General features: G+C 69.0%; 19 protein-coding genes. 4 read left to right on the top strand and 15 right to left on the bottom strand.

Annotated features, from left to right (window positions below):
- Positions 1-27 precede the first annotated feature (27 nt).
- From ACZ5UM_RS12385 to fapR, 14 genes are all read right to left on the bottom strand, one after another.
- Positions 28-1,152, bottom strand: coding sequence for an amidohydrolase/deacetylase family metallohydrolase (locus ACZ5UM_RS12385; RefSeq protein WP_464844520.1), 1,125 nt, complete (start codon positions 1,150-1,152; stop codon positions 28-30).
- Positions 1,149-3,116 (bottom strand): PRD domain-containing protein, encoded by a 1,968-nt coding sequence (locus ACZ5UM_RS12380; RefSeq protein WP_464844518.1) that lies wholly within the window; start codon positions 3,114-3,116, stop codon positions 1,149-1,151. The genes ACZ5UM_RS12385 and ACZ5UM_RS12380 overlap by 4 nt, the downstream gene beginning before the upstream one ends.
- A gap of 239 nt (positions 3,117-3,355) precedes the next feature.
- Entirely contained in the window at positions 3,356-4,273 is a 918-nt protein-coding gene (gene ftsY, locus ACZ5UM_RS12375) for a signal recognition particle-docking protein FtsY (protein WP_464844516.1), read from the bottom strand.
- Between the two features lie 31 nt (positions 4,274-4,304).
- A complete protein-coding gene (locus tag ACZ5UM_RS12370) occupies positions 4,305-4,460 on the bottom strand; it encodes a hypothetical protein (RefSeq protein ID WP_464844514.1) in 156 nt (51 codons plus the stop codon).
- Complete coding sequence (smc, locus tag ACZ5UM_RS12365) at positions 4,461-8,042, bottom strand: chromosome segregation protein SMC (protein ID WP_464844512.1); 3,582 nt, start codon at positions 8,040-8,042, stop codon at positions 4,461-4,463. It abuts the gene before it with no gap.
- A gap of 213 nt (positions 8,043-8,255) precedes the next feature.
- Complete coding sequence (locus tag ACZ5UM_RS12360) at positions 8,256-8,516, bottom strand: stage V sporulation protein S (RefSeq protein WP_464844510.1); 261 nt, start codon at positions 8,514-8,516, stop codon at positions 8,256-8,258.
- A 173-nt stretch (positions 8,517-8,689) separates the two neighbouring features.
- Positions 8,690-9,397, bottom strand: a complete 708-nt coding sequence (gene rnc, locus ACZ5UM_RS12355) for a ribonuclease III (protein WP_464844509.1) — start codon at positions 9,395-9,397, stop codon at positions 8,690-8,692.
- Between the two features lie 88 nt (positions 9,398-9,485).
- Positions 9,486-9,725 carry an acyl carrier protein gene (acpP, locus tag ACZ5UM_RS12350; protein WP_464844508.1) on the bottom strand — a complete coding sequence of 80 codons (240 nt, stop codon included), beginning with the start codon at positions 9,723-9,725 and terminating at the stop codon, positions 9,486-9,488.
- Between the two features lie 47 nt (positions 9,726-9,772).
- Entirely contained in the window at positions 9,773-10,519 is a 747-nt protein-coding gene (fabG, locus tag ACZ5UM_RS12345) for a 3-oxoacyl-[acyl-carrier-protein] reductase (protein ID WP_464844506.1), read from the bottom strand.
- 1 nt (position 10,520) lies between these two features.
- On the bottom strand, positions 10,521-11,465 hold the full coding sequence (fabD, locus tag ACZ5UM_RS12340) for an ACP S-malonyltransferase (protein ID WP_464844504.1): 945 nt from the start codon (positions 11,463-11,465) through the stop codon (positions 10,521-10,523).
- 59 nt (positions 11,466-11,524) lie between these two features.
- A complete protein-coding gene (locus ACZ5UM_RS12335; RefSeq protein WP_464844502.1) occupies positions 11,525-12,373 on the bottom strand; it encodes a DegV family protein in 849 nt (282 codons plus the stop codon).
- 20 nt (positions 12,374-12,393) lie between these two features.
- Complete coding sequence (locus ACZ5UM_RS12330) at positions 12,394-13,386, bottom strand: beta-ketoacyl-ACP synthase III (RefSeq protein ID WP_464844501.1); 993 nt, start codon at positions 13,384-13,386, stop codon at positions 12,394-12,396.
- Positions 13,383-14,423, bottom strand: a complete 1,041-nt coding sequence (gene plsX, locus ACZ5UM_RS12325; RefSeq protein ID WP_464844499.1) for a phosphate acyltransferase PlsX — start codon at positions 14,421-14,423, stop codon at positions 13,383-13,385. Before plsX ends, ACZ5UM_RS12330 begins: the two co-directional genes overlap by 4 nt.
- 2 nt (positions 14,424-14,425) lie before the next feature.
- The gene (fapR, locus tag ACZ5UM_RS12320) at positions 14,426-15,007 is read right to left on the bottom strand and encodes a transcription factor FapR (RefSeq protein WP_464844498.1); all 582 of its coding nucleotides are present in this window, start codon (positions 15,005-15,007) and stop codon (positions 14,426-14,428) included.
- 1,531 nt (positions 15,008-16,538) lie between these two features.
- Here fapR and ACZ5UM_RS12315 point away from each other — a divergent pair.
- On the top strand, positions 16,539-16,949 hold the full coding sequence (locus ACZ5UM_RS12315) for a GNAT family N-acetyltransferase (protein WP_464844497.1): 411 nt from the start codon (positions 16,539-16,541) through the stop codon (positions 16,947-16,949).
- Between the two features lie 477 nt (positions 16,950-17,426).
- On the opposite strand, the gene ACZ5UM_RS12310 is transcribed toward ACZ5UM_RS12315, so the two are convergent.
- Positions 17,427-18,923: a UbiD family decarboxylase domain-containing protein gene (locus ACZ5UM_RS12310; RefSeq protein WP_464844496.1), complete on the bottom strand. Its 1,497-nt coding sequence runs from the start codon at positions 18,921-18,923 to the stop codon at positions 17,427-17,429.
- 286 nt (positions 18,924-19,209) lie between these two features.
- Here ACZ5UM_RS12310 and ACZ5UM_RS12305 point away from each other — a divergent pair, with 286 nt between their 5' ends.
- From ACZ5UM_RS12305 to ACZ5UM_RS12295, 3 genes are read left to right on the top strand one after another with little or no spacing between them, the layout of a single operon-like run.
- Complete coding sequence (locus ACZ5UM_RS12305) at positions 19,210-19,884, top strand: helix-turn-helix transcriptional regulator (protein WP_464844494.1); 675 nt, start codon at positions 19,210-19,212, stop codon at positions 19,882-19,884.
- Complete coding sequence (locus ACZ5UM_RS12300) at positions 19,865-21,913, top strand: sensor histidine kinase (RefSeq protein WP_464844493.1); 2,049 nt, start codon at positions 19,865-19,867, stop codon at positions 21,911-21,913. The genes ACZ5UM_RS12305 and ACZ5UM_RS12300 overlap by 20 nt, the downstream gene beginning before the upstream one ends.
- A 17-nt stretch (positions 21,914-21,930) precedes the next feature.
- Positions 21,931-22,323: a response regulator gene (locus ACZ5UM_RS12295; protein WP_464844491.1), complete on the top strand. Its 393-nt coding sequence runs from the start codon at positions 21,931-21,933 to the stop codon at positions 22,321-22,323.
- The last annotated feature ends 62 nt before the right edge of the window (positions 22,324-22,385 follow it).

The raw sequence follows: 22,385 nt of genomic DNA, 5'->3' as shown, positions 1-22,385 counted from the left end.
ACCTGATCCAGCGGTTTCACCTGCGTATCATCCCTCCCCCTCGACCAGCGTGCCGCCGCGGATCGTCGCAGACACCTCCAGGTTCAGGCGGGCCGTTTCCACAACGCCCTCCGAGTCTGTCACCGGGAACGCGCCCTCCGTCACCCGGATCAGCGTAATGTCCGCCGCACGGCCGGCCTCGAGCCGGCCCAGCTCCGCCTCCCTGCGCAGCGCAGCGGCCGCGCGGCTGGTGGCCGCCGCGATCACCTCGGGAAGCGGCATGCCGATGTGCAGCAGCTTCGTCATCGTGTGCACCAGGCTGAAGACCGGCCCGGTTTCATTGCCCCGCCACAGGTCGGAGCTGATCGTCGCCGGCCGGAAACCGTCGGCCAGGAACCGCCGGGCTGTGGCAAAGCTGAAGCTGGACTGGCCGTGGCCGACGTCGAACAGCACGCCCCGCTCCAGGGCGGCGCGCGCCTCCGGCAGCATGCGGCCGTCACGGTAGATCCCGCCCGCCTTGCCGTGGAACGCGTGGGTCACGATGTCCCCGGCCTCCAGCAGCGGGAGCACCTCTTCCAGGCGCGGCGGCGCGTTGCCGATGTGCACCATGAGCGGTACCCCGGCCCTGTGGGCGGTCTCGGCGGCCAGCCGGATGGGGGCGACCCCCTGGCTGCCCACCACCGAGGCGCTCGCCCTGGCCTTGATGCCCACCAGGAAGTCGGGATGGGCCCGGATCGCGGCGAGCGTCTCCTCCGGAGACAGCATCGCCGGGTCGCTCAGTTCCCCCCGTTCCCGCGCCAGCCCGTCCACCGCCAGGTTCAGGAAGGCCAGCACCCGGGTGCGGGCACCGGCCACCTGGGCCCGGAACCGCTCGAGATTCTGTGCCCCTGCGCTCCCTGCGTCCACGACCGTGGTCACGCCCTGCGCCACGCCGATCTGGTCGGGCGGGAGCCCGAGGACCGTTTCCCCTTCGAAGCAGTGGACGTGCAGGTCGATCAGCCCCGGCACGACCAGCAGGCCGCGCGCGTCGATCTCCATGTCCGCCCGGACCGGCAGGTCGCCTTCGGCCACCGCCTGAATGCGGCCTTCCGACACCACGACCGTGCCGACCATGTCCACCTGTGCAGCCGGGTCGATGATCCGGCCGCCGCGAATGCAGATTGTCCCGTTCATCTCCCATCGTCCTCCTTGTCCGCCCGGATGACGTAGCGCAGAACCGGCACGACCTCCTCCGGCGGAATCGTCACGCCGTGCCAGCGCCCCAGGATCTGCAGGCCCCGCTCCACCGCCCGGAACACGGAAGGGTGCTCCCGCCGGATGCGGTCCAGATCCGGCTCGGCGACCACCTGCCCGGCCCGGTAGCGGGGCAGCGCCATCTGGAGGTGAATGGCCAGACCCGCGTGCGTGGCCGGATCCACCTGAATGCCCAGGAGCGCCAGCTCACGGATGACCGGCTCGGCCAGCTCCAGAGGCGGACGCTGCTCCACGAGGTACTCTTCCAGCGCCCTGCGGAGGCCGTCCCGGTCACGAACCTCCACGTGCGGCTCGATCACCGCGAGCACGCCGTCGACCAGCGGGTGCCCCTCCGCCGCGGCGGGGCGGCGAGGATCCGCCCCCGCCAGCGCCCGCGCCGCGCTGCGCACCCGCTCAACCTCCTGCGGTGTGAGCAGCGGCGAGACGCGCACCTGCGGCACCGGCAGGGGTGGCAGCGGCACCGTGGTGATGACCAGATCCACCTGGTGCTGCCACTTCGCATCCCCCGTCTCCAGGGCGGAGACCACGCCGACGATCTGCAGGTGCTCGAACTGGCGCATCAGGCGGGCAGCCAGAAGGTGCGCCGAGCCGAGCCCGGTGCTGCAGACGACCAGGACCCGTACGCCGGCCGGCTCGCCCCGGCGCTCCAGCGCCGCGGCGACGTGCACGGTGAGAAACCCGATCTCGTCGTCCGACAGGTCGCGCTCCAGCCGGTCCCGCACCGAGCGCAGCGCCCGCGCGACGGCGCTGTACACCGGCGCCATCTGTTCCTGAATCTCGGCTCTGAGCGGATTGATCGCTCCCAGCGCAAACCGCTGCCGGGCGAGCAGACCCTGCAGGTGCCAGGCCAGGCCCCGCCGCAGCACGGGGTCGTCGGTGAGGTCCACCTCCAGCAGTTCGCTCACCTGGCGGATCAGCTGCTCCGCGAGCGCCCGGGCCGCCGGGTCCTCAGGCGCCTGCGGCGGCATCTCGCTCAGGGGCATCAGCGGCTGCGCCCGTCCGCCGAGCAGGTGCAAGGTCATGTACCCGCGCTCCGGGTCCGGAATGGGGTGGCCCGACAGCGCCTCCAGTTCCGCGGCCATGGCCTCGGCGACGGGCCACTCCGGCAGCTGCTTCAGTTCGGCCAGCCGGTCCGGGGGCATGGTGATCTCCTGCCCCGCGCCCAGCCGGTGCAGGGCCACCGACAGGTGGACCACCAGCGAGACGAAACTCTCCTCGGTGAACTTGCGCTGCAGGCGCTGTTCGGCGAGGCGCACCACGCCGCTCAGCGCCTCCCAGCCCACGGCTGCGCCCGACGGCCAGGCGGCCGCCGCAGGCGGCACGGCTCCGGTCCCCCGGCTCAGCCTCAGCAGCTCCTCCGGCCCCACCGTCGCCACGAGGAACCGGACCAGCGTCTCCCGCCGGTCCCGCTCCGACCCGGCGATCCGGATCCGTCCCCGCACCCGCTCCAGGCGCAGGCCATACTGGCCGAGGCGGGGTTCGATCTTCTCCAGATCCCGCTGGATCGTCGTGCGGCTGCACGCCAGGATGTCGCCGAGCTCCGCGATGGTCAGCCCCTCGTCGCAGGCCAGCAGTTCCACAACCAGCCGGTTCTGCCGATCCGCCCAGTGCAGGGGCGGGGGCTCACCGACAGACCGAAGCAGCTTGATGATCGCCTCGCGCCGGTCGGGTTCGCCTTCGATCCAGAGGCCGGCCCGCGGCCGGGCCACCAGCCGGAGCCCGGTTCCTTTCAGCGCGGTACGCAGGTAATCTAGGTCGTACCGGACCGTCCGGACCGCGACGCCAAACCGCGTCGCGATCTCCCGCGCCGTCGCGGGCGCCCCGCCGCGCTGCAGCAGGTACAGCAGGATGTCGCGCTGTCTGGCGTTGACGCCGGCGATCATGGCAGACACCCCCCGGTCAATGGTGCAAGGGTGTGCACGCATGCAGGCCTTTCGAGGAACTGTTGACGATTAGCCTATTCGGAAGCAATACTGCCAATCCCTTCGCGTTTTGCGACCCAATTGCGTCACATTATATCGTGCAAAGGTGCACATCTTGTCGCCGTCCGGTCGTGCCAAAAGAGAGAGGACGCCTCTCTGGCTGAGGCGTCCTCGAAGGGATCGGACATCCGCCGGCGCGCTCATTCGCTGAAGAGCGCCTCGACAAACTGCTGCGGGTCGAACGGCTGCAGGTCGTCCAGCCGTTCGCCCACGCCGATGAACTTGACCGGCACCTGCTCGGTGTCCGCAATGGCCACGACCACGCCGCCCTTGGCGGTGCCGTCCAGCTTGGTCAGGGCGATGCCGGTGACCGGGACGGTCTCCTTGAAGAGCTTCGTCTGCTGGATGGCATTCTGCCCCGTCGTGGCATCGAGCACCAGCAGCGTCTCGTGCGGGGCGCCGGGCACCTCCCGGCCCAGCACCCGGGCGATCTTGCCCAGCTCGGCCATCAGGTGGCCCTTGTTGTGGAGCCGGCCGGCCGTGTCCACGATGAGCACGTCGGCCCCGCGCTCACGGGCGACCTTCACGCCGTCGAACGCCACCGCGGCGGGATCCGACCCCTCCGGCCCGGCCACCACGTCGACCCCGGCCCGCTCGCCCCAGACCTTCAGCTGGTCGATGGCCGCCGCCCGGAACGTGTCCGCCGCGGCCAGGACCACCTTCATCCCCCGGTCCTCCCGGAGGTGCCGGGCCAGCTTGCCGATGGTGGTCGTCTTGCCCACGCCGTTGACCCCCACCACCAGGATGACGGTAAGCCCGCCCGCGTTCAGGTTCAGGGGCGCGGCGCCGCTGCCGAGCCGCTGGGCCACCAGCTCCTTGAGCAGCGGCAGCAGCTCGTCGCCGTTCTTCAGGCCCCGCTGCCGCGCCTGCCGGCGCAGCTCCTCCACCAGCCGGGTGGAGGTGGTCACGCCCACGTCGCCCCGGATCAGGGCCTCCTCCAGTTCGTCGAAGAGCTCGTCGTCGATCTTGCGGAAGACGCTCATCACCGTGTTCACCTGGCCGATGAGCGCCTCTTTCGTCTTCTGCAGACCTGCCTTCAACCGGTCGAAGAATGACACAGGGCTCTCTCCTTCACCAAGAATCCGCCGCTCACGGCAAGAGCCAGTTCAGGACCGACTCCAAAGCGAGCAGGATCACCACCAGCAGGCCGAGGAGCAGGCCGTAGACCCAGCCAGGCAGCCGCCGGCCTTCGTCCTCCTCCGCGGGCCGTCCGGACTCGTCAAGCCGCAGGTGCTCCTTCTCCACTCAGCTCGCCTCCGTTTCCAGATCGACCAGCCGGACCGAGACCACCCGCGATACGCCGGTGCCCTCCATGGTGACGCCGTAGAGGGTGTCCGCCACCTCCATGGTGCCCCGCTGGTGGGTGATGCAGATGAACTGGCTCTCCTTGGACGCGTTCTTCAGGTAGCGGCTGAACCGCTCCACGTTGGCCTCATCCAGCGCCGCCTCGACCTCGTCCAGCACGACGAAGGGCGAGGGGCGCACCCGGAGCAGTGCGAACAGCAGCGCGATCGCCGTCATCGCCCGCTCGCCGCCCGAAAGCAGGCTGAGGGGCTGCGCCTTCTTGCCCGGCGGCTGGGCGACGATTTCGATGCCCGTCTCCAGCAGGTCGTTCTCGTCCACCAGCCTGAGGTCAGCCTTGCCGCCCTCGAAGAGCTCGGTGAAGACCTGCTGAAAGGCCTGCCGGATCTCCTGAAACGACTCGTAGAAGTGCGTCCGGATGCGCTTGTCCAGCTCGCCGATCGCCCGGTAGAGCGAGGCCTTCGCCTCCTGCAGGTCGGCTTCCTGCGCCCGCAGGAAGTCCAGCCGTTCCCGCGCGGCCCGGTAGTCCTCGATGGCCTGCAGGTTCACGGGCCCCAGCTCCCGGATCTGCTCGCGCAGCGCGGCGATCCGCGCCCGGGCGAACTCGGTCTCGCTCTCGGACACGGCCCGGGGCAGCGCCTCGGCGGCCGTGAGCTCATACTGCTCGGCCAGCCGGGTCACCAGCCCCTCCTGCTCCTGCGCGAGCCGGGCCTCCTCCACCTCGCCCTCCTGCCGCCGGTTCTGGGCGTCGGTCAGGGCGCGGCGCAGGCCGCGCAGCTCCCGCTCCCGGGCGTTCACCTGCTCCATGGCGGCCAGCTTGCGGGCCTGGGCGCCGTCGCGCTCGGCGGACAGGGCGGCGCGCGCCGCCGCGGCCTCCTCCGCCTCGGCTCGGGCGGCGGCCAGCTCCGCGGCCGTCGCCTCCAGCCGCTCAGAGAGCGCAGCCCGCTCCGCTTCCCGCGCGGCCCGCTCGCGCGCCAGCGCCTCCCGCTCACTCTCCAGCCGCCGCCGCTGCGCCTGCAGCGACCGGAGCTGCTCGTGCAGCCCGGCCAGCCGGACCTGCGCCTCGGTCACCGCCCGCCGCCGGCCGGCCAGGGCCTCGTCCCGCTTCTGCCCCTCATCGGTCAGGCGGCGCACCTCCGCCTCGAGGGACTCCCGCTCCGCCGCCAGCGCCGCGAGCTCCCCGCGCAGCCGGTCCGCGCCCTCCCGGGCCGCGCGGATCTCGGCCTCAATCACCGCCGCCTCCTGGGCGTGGGTCTCCAGGACCTGCGCCCAGCGCCGGGCCTCGTCCGCCAGCCGCTGCTCGTCGCTCCCGGCCTGTGCCAGGCGGCTCTCCAGCGTGCGCAGCCGCGCCTCCGCGGCCTCGATGCGCCCCAGCACGGCCGAACGGCGCTCGCCAGCCTCCTCGTGCGCCTGCCGCACTTCACCGAGCTGCGCCCGCAGCGCTGCGATGCGGACCGTGAGCTCGTCCCGCTCCCGCTCCCGGGAGAGCAGCCCGCTGCTCCGTCCGGAAACGGCGCCGCCCGTGATGGCGCCGCCCGCCGCCAGCACCTCGCCGTCCAGCGTCACGATGCGGAAGCGCTGCCCCGTCTTCCGGCCCAGGGCCAGCGCTGCGTCCAGCGTCTCGGCGATGAGCGTCCGGCCCAGCAGCGAGGCGATGGCCGGACGGAATCGCTCGTCAAACCGCACCAGGTCCAGGGCTACACCCAGTATGCCCGGGGCCCCGCGAAACTCCCGCTCCTCTTCGGGCCGGTAGCCCTGCGGCCGGATGGTGTTCAGCGGCAGGAACGTCGCCCGGCCGCTGCCGGAGCGCTTCAGGTGCTCGATGGCCCGCTTGGCCCCCTCGTCGGTGGACGTGATGAGGTGCTGCACGGCGCCGCCCAGGGCGACCTCGATCGCCTTCTCGTAGCGGGGTTCGGTGCGCACGACCTCCGCGACGGCCCCCAGCACGTCCGCCGCCCAGGGGGCCCCCTTCTCGCGCCCCTGCAGGACCGTGCGAGGTCCCCGCTGATAGCCTTCGAAGCCGCTGATCAGTTCTTCGATGGTGGCAAGGCGCGAGGATGCGGCCTGAATCTGCTCTCGCAGCTCGGCGTGGCGGGCTTGCAGCTGCCTCAGCTCGTCCTCGGCCGCCTGGCGCTGCGCGGTCAGCGTCCCCAGCTCTGCCCGCTGGGCCTCCACCTGCTGCGCCAGCTCCGCCCGCGCGGCGGCCAGTTCCGCCGCGCGGGCCCGGACCGCGGCGGCGTCGGCCTCCGCCCGCTTCCGCTCCTCGCCCAGCCGGGCCAGCCGCCTGGCGGCTTCCTCGGCCGCCCGCTCGGCTGCCTGCACCCCGTTGCGCTTCTCCGCCTCCAGCTGCAGGATGGCGATGATGCGGTCCTTCCTGGCCTCCACCTCGGCCTGGGCGGCCTCGCTGGCGGCCTCGGCCGACCGGCAGTCCGCCTCCATCGCTGCGAGGGCCTCCGCCAAGCGCGCGCCCTCCTGCTCCACGGCCGCCTCCTGCCGGCGGAGGTCCGCCAGCTCGGCGTCCACCTGCCGCACCTTCGCCGCGAGCCCCTCCAGCTCCCGGGCGACGCGGCCCAGGTCGGCCTCCAGCCGCTCCCGCTGCTGGGCCGCCAGGGCGACGCGCCCTTCTGCCCGCTCCTGGCGGCCCGCCGCTTCGGTCAAGCGCACGGAGAGCACGTTCAGCTCCTCATCCAGCGCGGCCACCAGCTGCCGGGCGACCTCCGCCGCCTCCTCGGCCGCCTGCATCCGCTGCTCGAGCTCGGCCGCCTTCTTCGCCAGATCGGCGTTGGCGGCCCGCTGCGCCTCCAGCCGGGCGACCACCGTCCGGAGCTGGTGCGCCAGCAGCCCCACGTCCAGCCGGGTGAGCTCGGCGTCCAGCTCCTGGTAGAGCGTGGCCTTCTCCGCCTGCTGGGCCAGCGCGTCCATGTTGCTGGTGAGCTCGCCGATGATGTCGGTGATGCGCACCAGGTTCTGCTCGGTCTCCTCCAGCCGCCGCTGCGCCTCCCGCTTCCGCGCCTTGTAGCGGGAGATGCCGGCGGCCTCCTCGAACAGCGCACGCCGGTCCTCGGGCTTGGAAGAGAGGATCTCGTCGATGCGCCCCTGTCCGATGATCGAGTAGTTCTCCTTGCCGATGCCGGTGTCGAGGAAGAGGTCCTGCACGTCCTTCAGCCGGCAGGGCACCTGGTTGATGAAGTACTCGCCCTCGCCGGAGCGGTCGACCCGGCGGGTGACCATGACCTCGGTGAAGTCCAGGGGCAGCGCGCCGTCGCTGTTGTCCAGCACCAGCGACACCTCGGCGAAGCCCATGGCCCGCTTGCCGTCGCTGCCCGCGAAGATGACGTCGGCCATCGAACCGCCCCGCAGGGCCCGGGCCGACTGCTCGCCCAGCACCCAGCGGATCGCGTCCGAGACGTTGGACTTGCCGGAGCCGTTGGGCCCGACCACGGCGGTGATGCCGGGGGTGAACTCCAGCTCGGTCTTCTCGGCGAAAGACTTGAACCCCAGAATCTCCAATCGCTTGAGATACAATCTGCGCTGCCTCCTACGCAAAGCCGGAAGGACCTGTGGGCCCCTTCCCGGTGCGCCGGACCCAGCGGTGTCCGGCGATGCCGCGACGGTTGGTATTCGACGCCAGGAGAGGACTCTCCTTTGCAGGGCAAAGAACAACGCGCCACTCCCGGTCCGCCGCGCGGCTGGGAGTGGCGCACGTTCTCCGCATGCGCCAGCTGCATTCGTGCGTCTCTACCTGGGTTCCACGATGAACCGGATCGCGGTCCGCTCTTCCCCCTCGATGGCGATCTCCGCAAAGGCCGGAATGGTGATGAGGTCGATTCCGTTGGGCGCAACGTACCCCCTTGCGATGGCGATCGCCTTCACCGCCTGGTTCACGGCACCCGCTCCCACGGCCTGGACCTCAGCGCTGCCCTTCTCACGCAGAACAGCAGCCAGAGCGCCTGCTACCGACTTCGGGTTCGAAGATGCTGAGACCTTTAGTGCTTCCATCCAGAAATCCCCCCCAACAAACCAGAACAGCGCTGCACATATAGTTAGATACCCTGACTGTCCATTCTATACCAAACTGCTTTTTCCCTCTGTCGTCATAAAGATTCGTCTAGGAATTTAGCGACCTGTTCAACAACGCGCCGCGCGGCCGATCCGAAACCGTCCGGGGCAGCTCATCCCGAACGGTGTTCCGGCATCAGGGCATGGCGCGCCGCCTCCTGCTCGGCCTCCTTCTTGTTCCGTCCCCAGCCGGTGCCCAGCAGCCGGCCTTCAAAATAGACCCCCACCTGGAAGCGCCGCAGGTGCGCCGGCCCCTCCTCCACCAGCAGCCGGTACTGCGGGGCCGCCGCGCCCTGCTTCTGCAGCTGCTCCTGGAGCCGCGTCTTGTAGTCCACCCGCACCAGGCCCTGGCGCGCGGCCTCCACCAGCGGCCCGAGCTCCCGCAGCACGAACCGCCGGGCGACCTCCAGTCCGCCGTCGAGGTACAGCGCCCCCACCAGCGCCTCGAAGGCGTCGGAGAGCGTGGAATCCCGGTCGCGCCCGGACACCGCCTCCCCCCGGCCGAACCGCATGTGCTTGCCCAGCTCCAGGGCGCGGGCGCGGCTGGCCAGCGACGGCTCGCAGACGACCGCCGCGCGGATCTTGGTCAGTTCGCCCTCCGGCAGGTCGGCATACCGCTCGTAGAGGTGCGCGGCGATCACCATGCCCACGACGCTGTCGCCCAGAAACTCCAGCCGCTCGTTGGCGCGGGCCCGGGGATGCTCATTGGCGTACGTGGTGTGCGTCAGCGCTTCCAGGAGGAGCGCCTCATCGCGAAACTGGTGGCCCACCACCTCGGCACACCAGGCGCGCCTGTCTGGGTCCAGCACGGACACGGCCATCCCTCCTCAGAGAGGAAAAGCCCCGCACCGGCGCTACATCACGAGCGTCGTTACGGGACTTCGGGTGTTCTCGCAATCCCTGGCGAGTCTACTTGTGCTCTTTGATGTAGTTCACCGCTGCGCCGACAGTGGTGAGCTTCTCCGCATCCTCGTCGGGCACCTCGAGCTCGAACTCCTCCTCGAGGGCCATGATCAGCTCGACGATGTCGAGGGAGTCGGCGCCGAGGTCCTCGATGAACGAGGCCTCCATCGTCACCTCTTCCTCTTCCACCGAGAGCTGGTCTACGATAATCGCCTTGACCTTCTCGAAAATGGGATCCGTGGACATGGGCAGGTTCACCTCCTCTCAGGGATCGGCACCTCACCACGAATATTCTAGTACATGGTCAGGCCGCCATCGACCGCCAGCGTCTGCCCGGTGATGTAGGCTGCACCGGGACCGGCCAGGAAAACCACCGCCGCGGCGACGTCTTCGGGCCTGCCAAAGCGCTCCAGAGGAATCTGCCGGAGGAAGGCGTTCCGCTGATCCTCGCTGAGCTCCAGCAGCATGCCGGCGTCGATCGCGCCGGGGGCGATGCAGTTGACCGTGATGTTCCGGCTGCCCAGCTCCCGGGCGGCGGCCCGGGTGAGCCCCACCAGCCCCGCCTTGGCGGCGGAGTAGTTGGCCTGTCCGGCGTTGCCCGCCAGCCCCGCCACGGAGCCGATGTTGATGATGCGCCCGTACCGGGCCTTCATCATCGGCTTGGCCACGGCCTTGATGCAGAGGAAGGCGCCCTTCAGGTTGGTGTCGAGCACGTCGTCCCAGTCGGACTCCTTCATCCGCAGGATCAGCGTGTCCCGGTTGACCCCGGCGTTGTTGACCAGGATGTCGACCCGGCCGAAGCGGTCCAGCGCCGCCTTCACCAGGGATTCCGCCCCTTCGGGCGTGCCGACGTCCGCCTGCACCGCCAGGGCCTCGCCCCCCAGGGCGGTGATCTGGTCGACCAGCTCGGCGGCCTTCCCGGCGCTCCGGGCGTAGTTGACCACCACCCGTGCGCCCTCCCGGGCCAGGGCGAGGCTGATCTCACGCCCCAGCCCGCCGGTGGCACCGGTAACAATTGCCACCCGCGTAGATACGATCATCTTAGCAAACCCTCCCCAGGGAATCAAGCACTCGGCCCAGCGACGCGGGGTCTTCCACATGCAGCGCCCGCACGCCCTTGTCGATCTTCCGGAGGAAGCCGGTGAGCGTCCGGGAGGGGCCTACCTCCACAAAGGTGTCGACGCCGTCGGCGATCATGCGCCGGATTGACGCCTCCCACAGCACCGGGCGCGAGACCTGCTCGATCAGGAGCCGGCGGATCTCCTCCGGACGGGTGACGTAGTCCGCCGTGACGTTGGAGACCACCGGGATCTGCGCCTGCCGGAGGTTCACGTGCCGCAGGGCCTCCGCCAGCCGCTCGCCGGCCGGCGTCAGCAGCCGGGAGTGGAAGGGCGCGGTGACCGAGAGCCGCACGGCCCGGCCGCCCGCCTCCACGGCCAGCTGCATGCACCGCTCCAGGGCCTCGGTGTGCCCGGCCACCACGATCTGGCCCGGGCAGTTGTAGTTGGCGCCCTCCGCGTGCCGCCCCGTCTCCCGGGCGGCCCGGGCGCAGATCTCGTCCACCTGGTCCGCGCCGAGCCCCAGGAGCGCGGCCATCCCGCCGGTGCCCAGCGGCACCGCTTCCTGCATGAAGGTCCCCCGCCGCCGCACCAGCGGCACCGCCTCCTCAAAGGTCAGCACCCCGGCGGCCACCAGCGCGCTGTACTCGCCGAGGGAGAGGCCCGCCGCCACGTCGGGCCGCAGCCCTTCCCGGGTCAGCAGCTCCAGGCACGCGACCGAGAGGGCCAGGATGGCCGGCTGCTGGTTCGCCGTCTTCTTCAGCTCCTCCTCCGGCCCTTCCCAGCACAGCTTCCGCAGGTCGAACCCCACCAGTTCGTTCATCTGCTCGAACCGGCGGGCCACCTCGGGAAACTGCCGGGCGAGTTCCAGCCCCATCCCGACGTACTGGGCGCCCTGTCCCGGGAAGAGGAATGCCACTTTCGCCATGCAGTCCGTCCTCACTTCGTGGTTTCTCGGGTCCAATGATTGACCGGAATCCACCATCTTTAGTCAACCTCGTGGAAGATGATGCCCAGCGCCCCGGGACCCGCGTGGCACGCCACCACGGCCCCCAGCTGGCCCACCAGGTACTCCTCCACCTCGTACGCCTGCTTCACCTCTTCGCCCCAGGCACGGGCCTGCTCCGGGGCCTGCGCGTGCACCACCGCGAGCCGGATGCGCCGGCCGGGCGGCACCCGCTGCTCCATGATCTCCCGGGCCCGGGCCAGCACCCGCGACCGCCCGCGCACCTTGTCCGCGGGGGCGACCACACCCTCCTTGTCCACCTGGAGGATCAGCTTGATGCCCAGGAGCCCGCCCAGCAGCGCCTGGGCCTTGCCGATGCGGCCGTTGCGCTGCAGAAACTCCAGCGTGTCGATGGTGAACAGGATGTTCATCTTGTCGCAGGTCCGGTTCGCCCAGGCGACGATCTCCTCCCGGCTCCTGCCCTCCCGCGCCATGCGGGCGGCGCCCAGCACCACCAGGCCGAGCCCGAGCGAGACCGACCGGGTGTCCACGATGCTGATGCCGGCCTCCGGCAGCATCTGCGCGGCGATCTCCGCCGAGTTGACGGTGCCGGACATCTTGGAGGAGATGTGGATCGAGACGATCTCGTCGCCCGCCTCGTGGATGCGCCGGTACACCTCCAGGAAGTCGCCCGGCGCGGGCTGGGCGGTGCTGGGATGGTGCGGGCTCTGCTTCAGCTTGGCCCAGAAGCCGTCGGAGTCCAGGGTCACGCCGTCCAGGTAGGCCTCGTCCCCGAAGCGGACGGTGAGCGGGATCACCTCAATCCCCAGTTCCTGGCACAGCTCCTTCGGCAGGTCGGCGGTGCTGTCGGTCACAATGCGAATCCCCATCTGCCGTCCCCCCCTTTGCCTTATCGCCCCCAGCGCAGGGCCAGGGCGCCCCAAACCAATCCGGCCCCGAACGAAACGCAGACCACCAGGTCGCCGTCCCGCACCCTCCCTTCGGCCAGCGCCTCGGTCAGGGCCACCGGGATCGACGCCGAAGAGGTGTTGCCGTAGCGGTCCAGGTTGACCACCACCTTCTCCGGTGCCAGCCCCAGCCGCTTGACGGCGCTGTCGATGATGCGGATGTTGGCCTGGTGCGGCACCAGCAGGTCGATGTCCCCCACGCCGAGGCCGGCCTTTTCCACTACCTGCACCGTCGCCTCGTTCATCACCCGCACCGCGAACTTGAACACCTCGGGACCGTTCATGTGGATGTAGTGCAGCCCCTGTGCCACCGTCTCCGGTGAGGCGGGACGGCGGGACCCGCCTGCGGGCGTGTACAGGTGGCACGCGCCCGCACCCTCGGCCCCCAGCACGGAGGCGAGGATGCCGCGGCCCTCGCGGACGGGCTGCAGCACCGCTGCGCCGGCCGCGTCCCCGAAGAGGACGCAGGTCGCGCGATCCTGCCAGTTGAGCATCTTGGAGAGCAGCTCGACCCCGATGACCAGGGCGCAGTCGTAGAGCCCCGTGGCGATGGCCTGCTGGGCCATCACCACACCGTAGATCCAGCCCGGACAGGCGGCGGAGAGGTCGAACGCCGCGGCCCGGTGGGCGCCCAGGGCGGCCTGCACGATGGCCGCCGTCGCGGGCATGGGCATGTCCGGGGTGACCGTCGCGCAGATGATCAGGTCGACCTGGTCGGGCGTCACCCCCGCCTGCTCCATGGCCTGGCGGGCAGCCCGGACCGCGTAGTCCGAGCTGGCCTCCTCGGCGCCGGCGATGCGCCGCTCCCGGATGCCGGTGCGGGTCCGGATCCACTCGTCGGAGGTCTCCACCATCCGCTCCAGGTCGAAGTTGGTGAGGACCCGATCGGGCACCGCCATGCCGAGGCCGGTGATGCCCACGGGGCGCAGACTCATGCCGGGGATTCCCCCTCTTCCTTCGGATTGGGTGCCGGCAGGCCGGCAATCGCCTCAGCCAGCCGGTCGATGACCCGCCCTTCGAGGGCGAGCTTCATCACGCGGATGCCGCTGCGGATGGCCCGGGCGTTGGAGGAGCCGTGGCACTTCACCACCGGGGCCTTCAGCCCCAGCAGCAGGGCCCCGCCGTACTCCGTGTAGTCGAACCGTCTGGCCATCTGCTTCAGCCCGGGCTTGGCCAGAGCGGCGCCGATGCTCGTCAGCGGCGAGGCGGTGAGCGCCTCCTTCATGGCCTGGAACAGGGCCATGGCCACACCCTCGTAGGTCTTCAGCAGCACGTTGCCAGGGAACCCGTCGGCCACCACCACGTCGGCGCCGCCGAAGGGGATGTCCCGCGCCTCGATGTTGCCGATGAAGTGGATGGACTCCAGCTTCTGCAGGAGCGGGTATGTGGCCTTGACCACCGCGTTGCCCTTCTCCGCCTCGGTGCCGTTGCTCAGCAGGGCGACCCGGGGGCGGCTGAGGCCCAGGATCTCCCGGGCGTAGATGTCGCCCATGAGGGCAAACTGCACCAGCCATTCCGGCCGGGCGTCTGGCGTGGCGCCCACGTCCAGCATGAAGACCGGCTGCTTCACGGTGGGCATGATGGTCCCGAGCGCGGGCCGGTCGATGCCCTTCATCCGCCCGATGCCGAGGGTGCCCACCACCACCAGCGCCCCGGTGGAGCCGGCGCTCAGCAGGGCGTCGGCCTGCCCCTCCTTCACCATCCGGGCCGCCACCGTCAGGGAGGCGTCCTTCTTGGACCGCACGGCCCGGGTGGGCTCCTCGTCCGGCGTGATGACCTGGGTCGTGTGCACGACCTCGACGTTCCCCGGCAGGCCGCCGTGCTTCTCCGCCTCGGCCCGGATGCGGGGCTCGTCGCCCAGCAGCACGAAGCGGAGGTCCGGCCACTCCCGGGCCGCCTCGAGGGTCCCTGCAACCTCCGGGGCGGGTGCGGTGTCGCTGCCCATGGCGTCTACGGCGATGCGGAAGCCCATGCTTATACGCCTCCTCCGATTTTGGCCGGATCCACTGCAAAGACGGAGAACTTCCCGCGGAAGACGTTCTCGGTGCCCACGCGCGTCTCGACCAGGACCACGTGCTGGTTGCGCCGGCGGCGGATCACCTCTCCCTTGGCCACCAGCTTCTCACCCACGGTGACCGGCCGCTTGAACTTCACGTTGGCCAGGCCGGTCAGCACCACGTCGGCGTCGATCAGCGCAATCGCCAGCGACTCCGCCTGGGCGAAGATGTACTGGCCCCGGACCACCCGGCTCCGCTCGAAGACCATGTCCTCGGTGGTCTCCAGGATGGAGATGCCGCGCTCGCCCAGGACGATGTCGATCAGCTCGCCGACGATCTCCTTGGAGCCCATGGACTTCACGATGCCGTAGGTGCGCTCGGCCACCGACTTGGTGCGCTCCCGCAGCTCCGGGATCCCCAGCGCCAGCCGGTCGAGCCGGATGGTCTGGATGCTCACGCCGAAGATTTGCGCCAGTTCCTCGTCGCTGAGGAACGGGTTCTCGCGGATCTTCTCCCTGAGCGCAGCCTGCCGGTCCCGCTTCTTCAATCCGGGCGTCACAGAGAACCACCTCGCCATTCTCCTGCGATGGGTGGCACCGGACCGCGCCACCCGGTCATAACAGCTGCTGTGGACATCCGCTTCTAAAACGAGGTTTTATGATCTGGTGACAATTATAGCGGGCGGGGAAAGGGCTGGCAATAGCGATCTCACGCGGGCTGCGGAAATGGGTCGCTCGTGCAGGCGCCGGACGCAGCGCAGGGGGCTGCCCCGGGAGTTGGCTCCCGGGGCAGCCCCCGTTCCGATGCGTGTGGCCTGTGCCCGGACGCTTCACATCCCTGTCCCTGCGCGCTCAGCCGGCGGCAACCAACCGGCGCCTGGCTGCGTCTCTGTCCACTGGGCGCAGGGTGGTGGCGGTGTTCACCAGACGCATGGCGGCGCTGCGTACCAGGCGCAGACCGGCGGCGCTGCCTACCAGGCGCAGGCCGGCGGCGCTGCTTACCAGGCGCAGGCCGGCGGCGCTGCTTACCAGGCGCAGGCCCGCGGCGCTGCCTACCAGGCGCAGGGTCCCGGCGGCTCAACTGCGGCGAACTTCCACTTCCACTGGGCGCCAAGTGGAAATCCGTCGCACTTCGTGCCCCGGGCCCGGATCCTTCATGCCTCAACGTCCTGGCACCGCTCTGCGCGGCCGCTCAACTGCGACGAACTTCCACTTCCACTGGGAGCCAAGTGGAAATCCGTCGCACTTCGTGCCCCGGGCCCGGATCCTTCATCCCTCAACGTCCTGGCACCGCTCTGCGCGGCCGCTCAACTGCGACGAACTCCCACTTCCACTGGGCGCCAAGTGGAAATCCGTCGCACTTCGTGCCCCGAGCCCGGATCCTTCATCCCTCAACGTCCTGGCACCGCACTGCGTGGCCGCCCAACTGCGACAAACTTCCACTTGCACTGGGAGCCAAGTGCAACTCCGTCGCACTTCGTACCCCGGGCCCGGATCCTTCATCCCTCAACGTCCTGGCACCGCGCTGCGCGGCCGCTCCACTGCGACGAACTTCCACTTCCACTGGGAGCCAAGTGGAAATCCGTCGCACTTCGTGCCCCGGGCCCGGATCCTTCATCCCTCAACGTCCTGGCACCGCGCTGCGCGGCCGCTCCACTGCGACGAACTTCCACTTCCACTGGGAACGAAGTGGAAATCCGTCGCACTTCGTACCCCGGGCCCGGATCCTTCATCCCTCAACGTCCTGGCACCGCGCTGCGCGGCCGCTCAACTGCGACGAACTTCCACTTCCACTGGGCGCTAAGTGGAAATCCGTCGCACTTCGTGCCCCGAGCCCGGATCCTTCATCCCTCAACATCCTGGCACCGCGCTGCGCGGCCGCTCCACTGCGACGGCCGTCCGTCTGTGGAGGTCGCCAATCGGTCACCCCCTGGCTAATGTCAGCCATCTGCTACACCCTGGCCGATGTCACCCATCGGCCACCCCCTGGCCGATCTCGCCCATCGGCCATCCCCTGGTGGATGTCATCCATCAACCCTACCCCGGCTGAAGTCGTGGGCACGAGCTGAGTTCCAGAAGGAGGAGCAGGACATGCACCGTTACCGCATCCTCGCCCCGCAGACGGCCGCGGATCAGGCGTGGCTCAGAGACCTCTGGACCGCGGAATGGGGCGGCGAGACCATGATCACCAGAGGCCGGGCGCACCGGCTCGCCGACCTGCAGGCCCTTATCGCCTGGGAGGGCCCGACGCCCGTGGGCGCAGCGACGTTCCATGTTGAAGGGCCGGACTGCGAGCTGACGAGCCTCAACGCCACCCGTCCTGGCGGCGGGGTGGGCTCCGCGCTCCTGCAGGCGGTGGAGGACGCCGCCCGGGAGGCCGGCTGCCGGCGGGTGTGGCTCATCACCTCCAACGACAACCTGGACGCCCTTCGGTTCTACCAGCGAAGGGGTTACCGGCTCGTGGCCGTGTACCCCGGCCCATCGACGCGGCCAGGCGGCTGAAGCCGACCATCCCGCTCGTGGGGGCGCACGGCATCCCGATCCACGAGGAACTGGAACTGGAGAAGCAGCTGACCGGGCCGGCTTCATAAGGGCCCGGAACTCAGCAAGAGGCGTTCCGAGGTAAGGCGCACCCAGGTGAGGCCCGCATGGGCGAGGCTGGCAGAGGTGTGGCTGACATGGGCAAGGCCGGCAGGACGAGCCTGGCATGGGTGTGGCTGACATGGGTGTGGCTCACATGGGCAAGGCCGGCAGGGCGAGGCTGGCATAGGCGTGGCTGGCATGGGCAAGGCCGGCAGGACGAGGCTGACATGGGCAAGGCCGGTTGGGCGAGGCTGGCAGAGGTGTGGCTGGCATGAGCAAGGCCGGCAGGACGAGGCGGAGCGAAAGCGGCGAAGGGGCGGTTGCGACAACCGCCCCTTCGCCGCCTGACCCTACCGCAGCGGCGCGTTCACCGCAGCCACCGGACAGGGGAACGGGCTACTTCTTCGGGAACAGTGATGGCGCCCACTTGCTGGGATCCACTTCCTTGAACTTCGCCCGCTGGAACTGGGCCTTCAGGTCGTACGGCACCGTGCAGTCGAAGATGGTCTTGCAGGAGATGCCCACGTCCCGGATCGACGGGCTGAAGTTGGGCCGCTGCGACGGATCCAGCGGGTGGCAGCGCACGCCCGGGATGAAGACCGTGCTGACGTCGCCCTGGTAGCGGGTAGTCAAGGCCCACAGCACGTCGTTGCTGTCGAACGGGTCCACGTCCTCATCCACGATGAACACGTGCTTCAGCTCGGAGAAGGCCGAGAAGGCGAGCAGGGCGGCCTGGCGCTGCCGGCCCTCGTCGGACGGCACGCTCTTCTTGAACTGCAACACGGCCATGTACTTGCCGCCGCCGGCGGGGTGGGCGTAGACGTTCAGCAGCTTGCCCGGCATCGCCCGCTCCACCATGGCCAGGATGCTGGCCTCGGTGGGGATGCCCGCCATGTTGACGTGCTCCTCGCTGGGGCCGATCACCGTCTGCAGGATCGGGTTCTTGCGGTGGGTGACGGCCTTGACCTTGATGACCGGCAGCTCGGGCTTGGCCGGACCGGTGTAGCCCGGGAACTCCGGCATGGCCTTGCCGGTGTTGGTGTTCTGGTCCTCCCGCACCCGGACGTTGGGCAGCAGCTCGCCCTCGATCACGAACTCGGCGTTGGCGATGGCCTTCTCGTTGACCGTGAGCGCCTGGACCAGCTCCACCGGCCGCTGCCGGATGCCGCCCGCAATCGCCAGCTCGTTGAAGCCCAGCGGCGTGGTGGGCGGCTCGAAGCAGGCCCCGATCTCGATGGCCGGATCCACGCCGATGCTGATGGTGATGGGCAGGGGCTTGCCCGCCGCCTCCGCCTTCTGCCGGAACACCTCCAGGTGGCGGTTGCCCGGCACGAAGTACATCGACAGTTCGTCCTTGCTCTGGACGCAGAGCCGGTGGATCGTGATGTCGGACTCGCCGGTCTCCGGATCGGAGGCGTAGCACATGCCCATGGTGATGTACGGGCCGGCGTCCTCCTCGGTATTGGTGGGCGCCGGGATGATCTTCCGGATGTCGAAGCCGGGATCGGTGGCCTTGTAGACGACTTCCTGACAGGGAGCCTGTTCGTGGGGAACGACGATGGGATCCACCGGGTTCTTCACGGCCTCATTGAACAGGAATCCGAGACGGTCGGGCGTGGTCCCGAGCATCAGCGCCACCCGCTCGCGGCTGGCCAGCAGGCCGATCAGCACCTTGACGCCCGGGTAGCCCTTCACGTTGTTGAAGATCATCGCCGGGCCGATGCGGGTGGGTCTCCTGACAGTGCCGCCGGCGCCGACATAGCGGTAGATGCCGGAAATTTCTGCGTGCGGGTCAACCGGTTCATCCGTGTACAGCAGCTGGCCGGGCACCGACTCCAGCAGCGCCAGCGCGGAACGCAGGTCGTGCACCTGGTTGGCCTGTGCGGTAGCCACAGCGATTCCCCCTCGTGCAGGATGTTGGCGGTCGCCGGTCGCGATGTGTGAACCTTGCCGCAGGCTCGCGTTCAGGGTACCACTCCCTTTTTCCCAGCGACAATGCGCCGTTCGGGCGAGAAGGCCGGGGAATCGCACCGGCTGTCCCCTTGAAGGACTAGGCCATTGTGGCGAGTTTCTGCGCATGCCTACATCTGATAACATAATGCAGAGAAGATATTGACCGTCTGATACCTGCCACTTGGCTGATCCGCAGCGCCCTGTCGAAAAGGAGGGTAGGACAGGTATGGGACAGAGCCAGGCACTCCTCTACTCGAACCTTTTCGCGCAGCTTCAGTGCACCCAGGATCAACTGGCGGAACAGACCGGCATCTGCCTGGTGCTCGTCGACGAGCAGGCCAACGAGATCACGCTCCCGTCGGGCCTGCCGCTGGTATGCTTCATGCACGAGCACCCGCGCTACCGCTGTACAGAGTGTCACGTGAGACTCATCAACCAGATCCCGGCCAACCAGGATTACGCAGTCGACCGCTGCCCCTACGGCCTTTACCACGCTGCCCTGAGGACATCCATCGAATACGAGGACGGCCCCGTCTACCTGCTGCTGGGCCGAACGCCAGACCGCGCACTCATCGATCGGCATATGCCGCTGCTCAGGGCTGTCTACGTCCTGCCGTTTGAGACCCCTGTGCTCCGCGGTCCCCGGGATGAGAGGGAAACCAGCGCAGCGTGGGAGCCGCCTTCCCCCTGGCCCGCGCTGACCGCGCAGGAGTCACGGGTGCTGGCATGCATCGTGGAAGGGATGTCCAACAAGGAAATCGCCCAGTACCTGCGGATCAGCTACAGCACCGTGAAGACGCACGTGGCGAACATCCTCCGCAAGCTCAACGTATCCAACCGGACCGAGGCCAGCGTGCTGGCCCTGAAGCGGGGCTTCGGCCATGCTGAACCGGTCGACTGAACCCGGCAGGCGCGGCAGCAGGCAGTCGGTCTTCCACGTCTGGTTCAAGTCCTTCAGCCTGCTGCTGGTCCTGTTCTTCGCCCTGTTCATCGCCATCACCAAGTTCCTCATCTTCACGCGGGCTGACCGGACCACCCTCAGCCTGCTCGACCGGGCGCTGACCATCACGTGGGAAGAGTACAACCAGTTCTTCCAGCGGAATACCCACACCCTCCAGCTCCTGGAGGGGGAACTCGACCTCGACGCCCGGCGCGAGTCGCTGGCCCGCCTGCAGGCGCAGGATCCGGCCATCGACTTCTGGATCGTCACCGGTCCGGACGGGACGATCCTCGCGTCGAGCGCGGAAGGCGACGCGAGGGCCCTGGAACCGCTGGTCACGCAGCTGGGGCCGGTCTGGCAGACGGGCACGCCCGTGAACGCCAGCGAGGTCATCTCGATCGACGACCTGCGCGCCTTCAGCCCCGCGCTCGGGGAGAAGGCGCTGATCCGCGACGCCGTTCCGGCAGCCCAGGCAGCCGATGTTCTGTGTCAGGTGGCTGCCGTGCCCTACCGCCAGGACGACGGCCAGATCGGCGGGGTCGTGCTGGTGGGCCATGTCGTGAACAACGACAACAGCATGGCCGAACGGCTTCATGTGACGATTCCCGACTCCTACTCCACCATCAGCCTCAGCGGCGTGCGCATCGCCGGCAACATTTCCAGCGAACTGTTCCCCTCGTACGTGGGCGAGACCCAGCTTCCGCAGCACATCGAGACCATCTCGAGAGGCGAGCGCTACTACGGCCGGCACCGGCTGGCTGCAGACCTGGACCACCTCGTCGTGTCGGACCCCATTCGCAACTCGGCGGGACAGGTGGTCGGCGCCCTCACCATCGGCCACCCGCTGGAGGGGCTGGCCAGTCTGAAAGAGGACATGGCCCTGTGGATCTACCTCTCCGCCCTGCTGTGCTGGACGGTGGCCCTGGTGGCCAGCCTGTTCGCCGGCCGGTACTGGGCAATGCCGCTGAAGCGGCTGTCGACGATCGCCAAGCGCATCTCCCGGGCGGACGGGATCACGGAAGAACACGTGGCCATGTTCGACCACCTTCCGCCTGGCAACACCGTGGAGATGGACGATCTCCAGACGTGCCTGAGACAAATGGCCTCCGCCCTCTACGAGAAAACGCAGGAGGTGCGGCGCTACCTCAGCGCCCTGCAGATCGAGCGCAACGAGCTGAAGCGGATGGCGGCCAAATTGCGGGAGGTCAACGCCACGCTGGAAATCCGCGTGGAGGAAAGGACGCGGGAACTGCGGGCCACGCTGAAGGACCTGGCCGCGTCCAGCGTGATGAAGTCCAAACTGCTGGCCAACACCAGCCACGAGCTGCGGACGCCGCTCAACTCCATCATCGGCTTCTCCGACATGCTGACCCGGGGCGTGTACGGACCGCTGACCGATGCCCAGGCCGACCGCGTCCGCATCATCGGCGACAGCGCCCGCTACCTGCGCAAGCTGATCGACGACCTGCTGGAGATGTCCCTGGTCCACCAGGGCAAACTGGTCCTGGAACCCCGGTGGGTCGAGATCGACAGCCTCGTCGAATCGGTGGTGAGCATGTTCCGGGACCAGGAGGACAAGGTGACCATCTCCACCGAGATCGAGCCCGGCCTGCCGGCCATATGGGTAGACCCCGTCCGCATCAAGCAGGTGCTCTACAACCTGCTGACCAACGCGATCAAGTTCACGCCGGAAGCCGGGGAGGTGCGGTGCGTGGTCCGCCGCGAGGGGGGCGAACTGCTCATCCAGGTGCAGGACAACGGCGTCGGCATCAGCGAAGAGGAGCAGCCTTACGTGTTCGACGAGTTCTTCCAGGCGGAGAACCAGGGCTTCCGGAAAGAGGCCGGGTTCGGACTGGGACTTCCGCTCTCCAAGGAGCTGGTCCAGCTGCACGGAGGCCGCATCACGCTGTACAGCCGCCCGGGTGAGGGAACGACGATCAGCGTCTACCTCCCTCTCACGGAGCCGGCCGCAAGCGAAGCCGTTCAATAGCAAAGGGGGTGCGTGTGGTGGCGTCTGCCAGCCACATTCTCGTCGTGGAGGACGATCGGAACAGTGCAACCATGCTCGTGGATCTGCTCACATCCTGCGGCTATGCGGTCACCTGCGAGGCGACCGGGCCGGCCGCGGTGGAGCGCATCAGGAACGATCCCCCCGACCTCGTTCTGCTGGACCTGCGGCTGCCCGGGCAGAACGGTTTCATGGTGGCCGAGGCCATCCGCCGCAACCCCGCCACCGCACAGATCCCGATCATCGTGGTCAGCGCCTTCACGGACCGGCAGAACCGGCTTCGTGCCTTCCAGTCCGGCGTGAACCTGGTGATGAGCAAGCCCGTCGACACCGACGAACTGCCGCTGGCGATCGCCAATCTGCTGTCGCTCACCCACGGCCAGGCACACTGAGACGCATTTCCGGAAGAACGGGCGCCTCATGCAACCGCCCGGCGGTTGCATGAGGCGCTTTC

Source organism: Symbiobacterium ostreiconchae (genome assembly GCF_055396975.1).
Note: the sequence above shows the minus strand (reverse complement) of the source record. Positions and strands in the feature narration are given on the sequence as shown.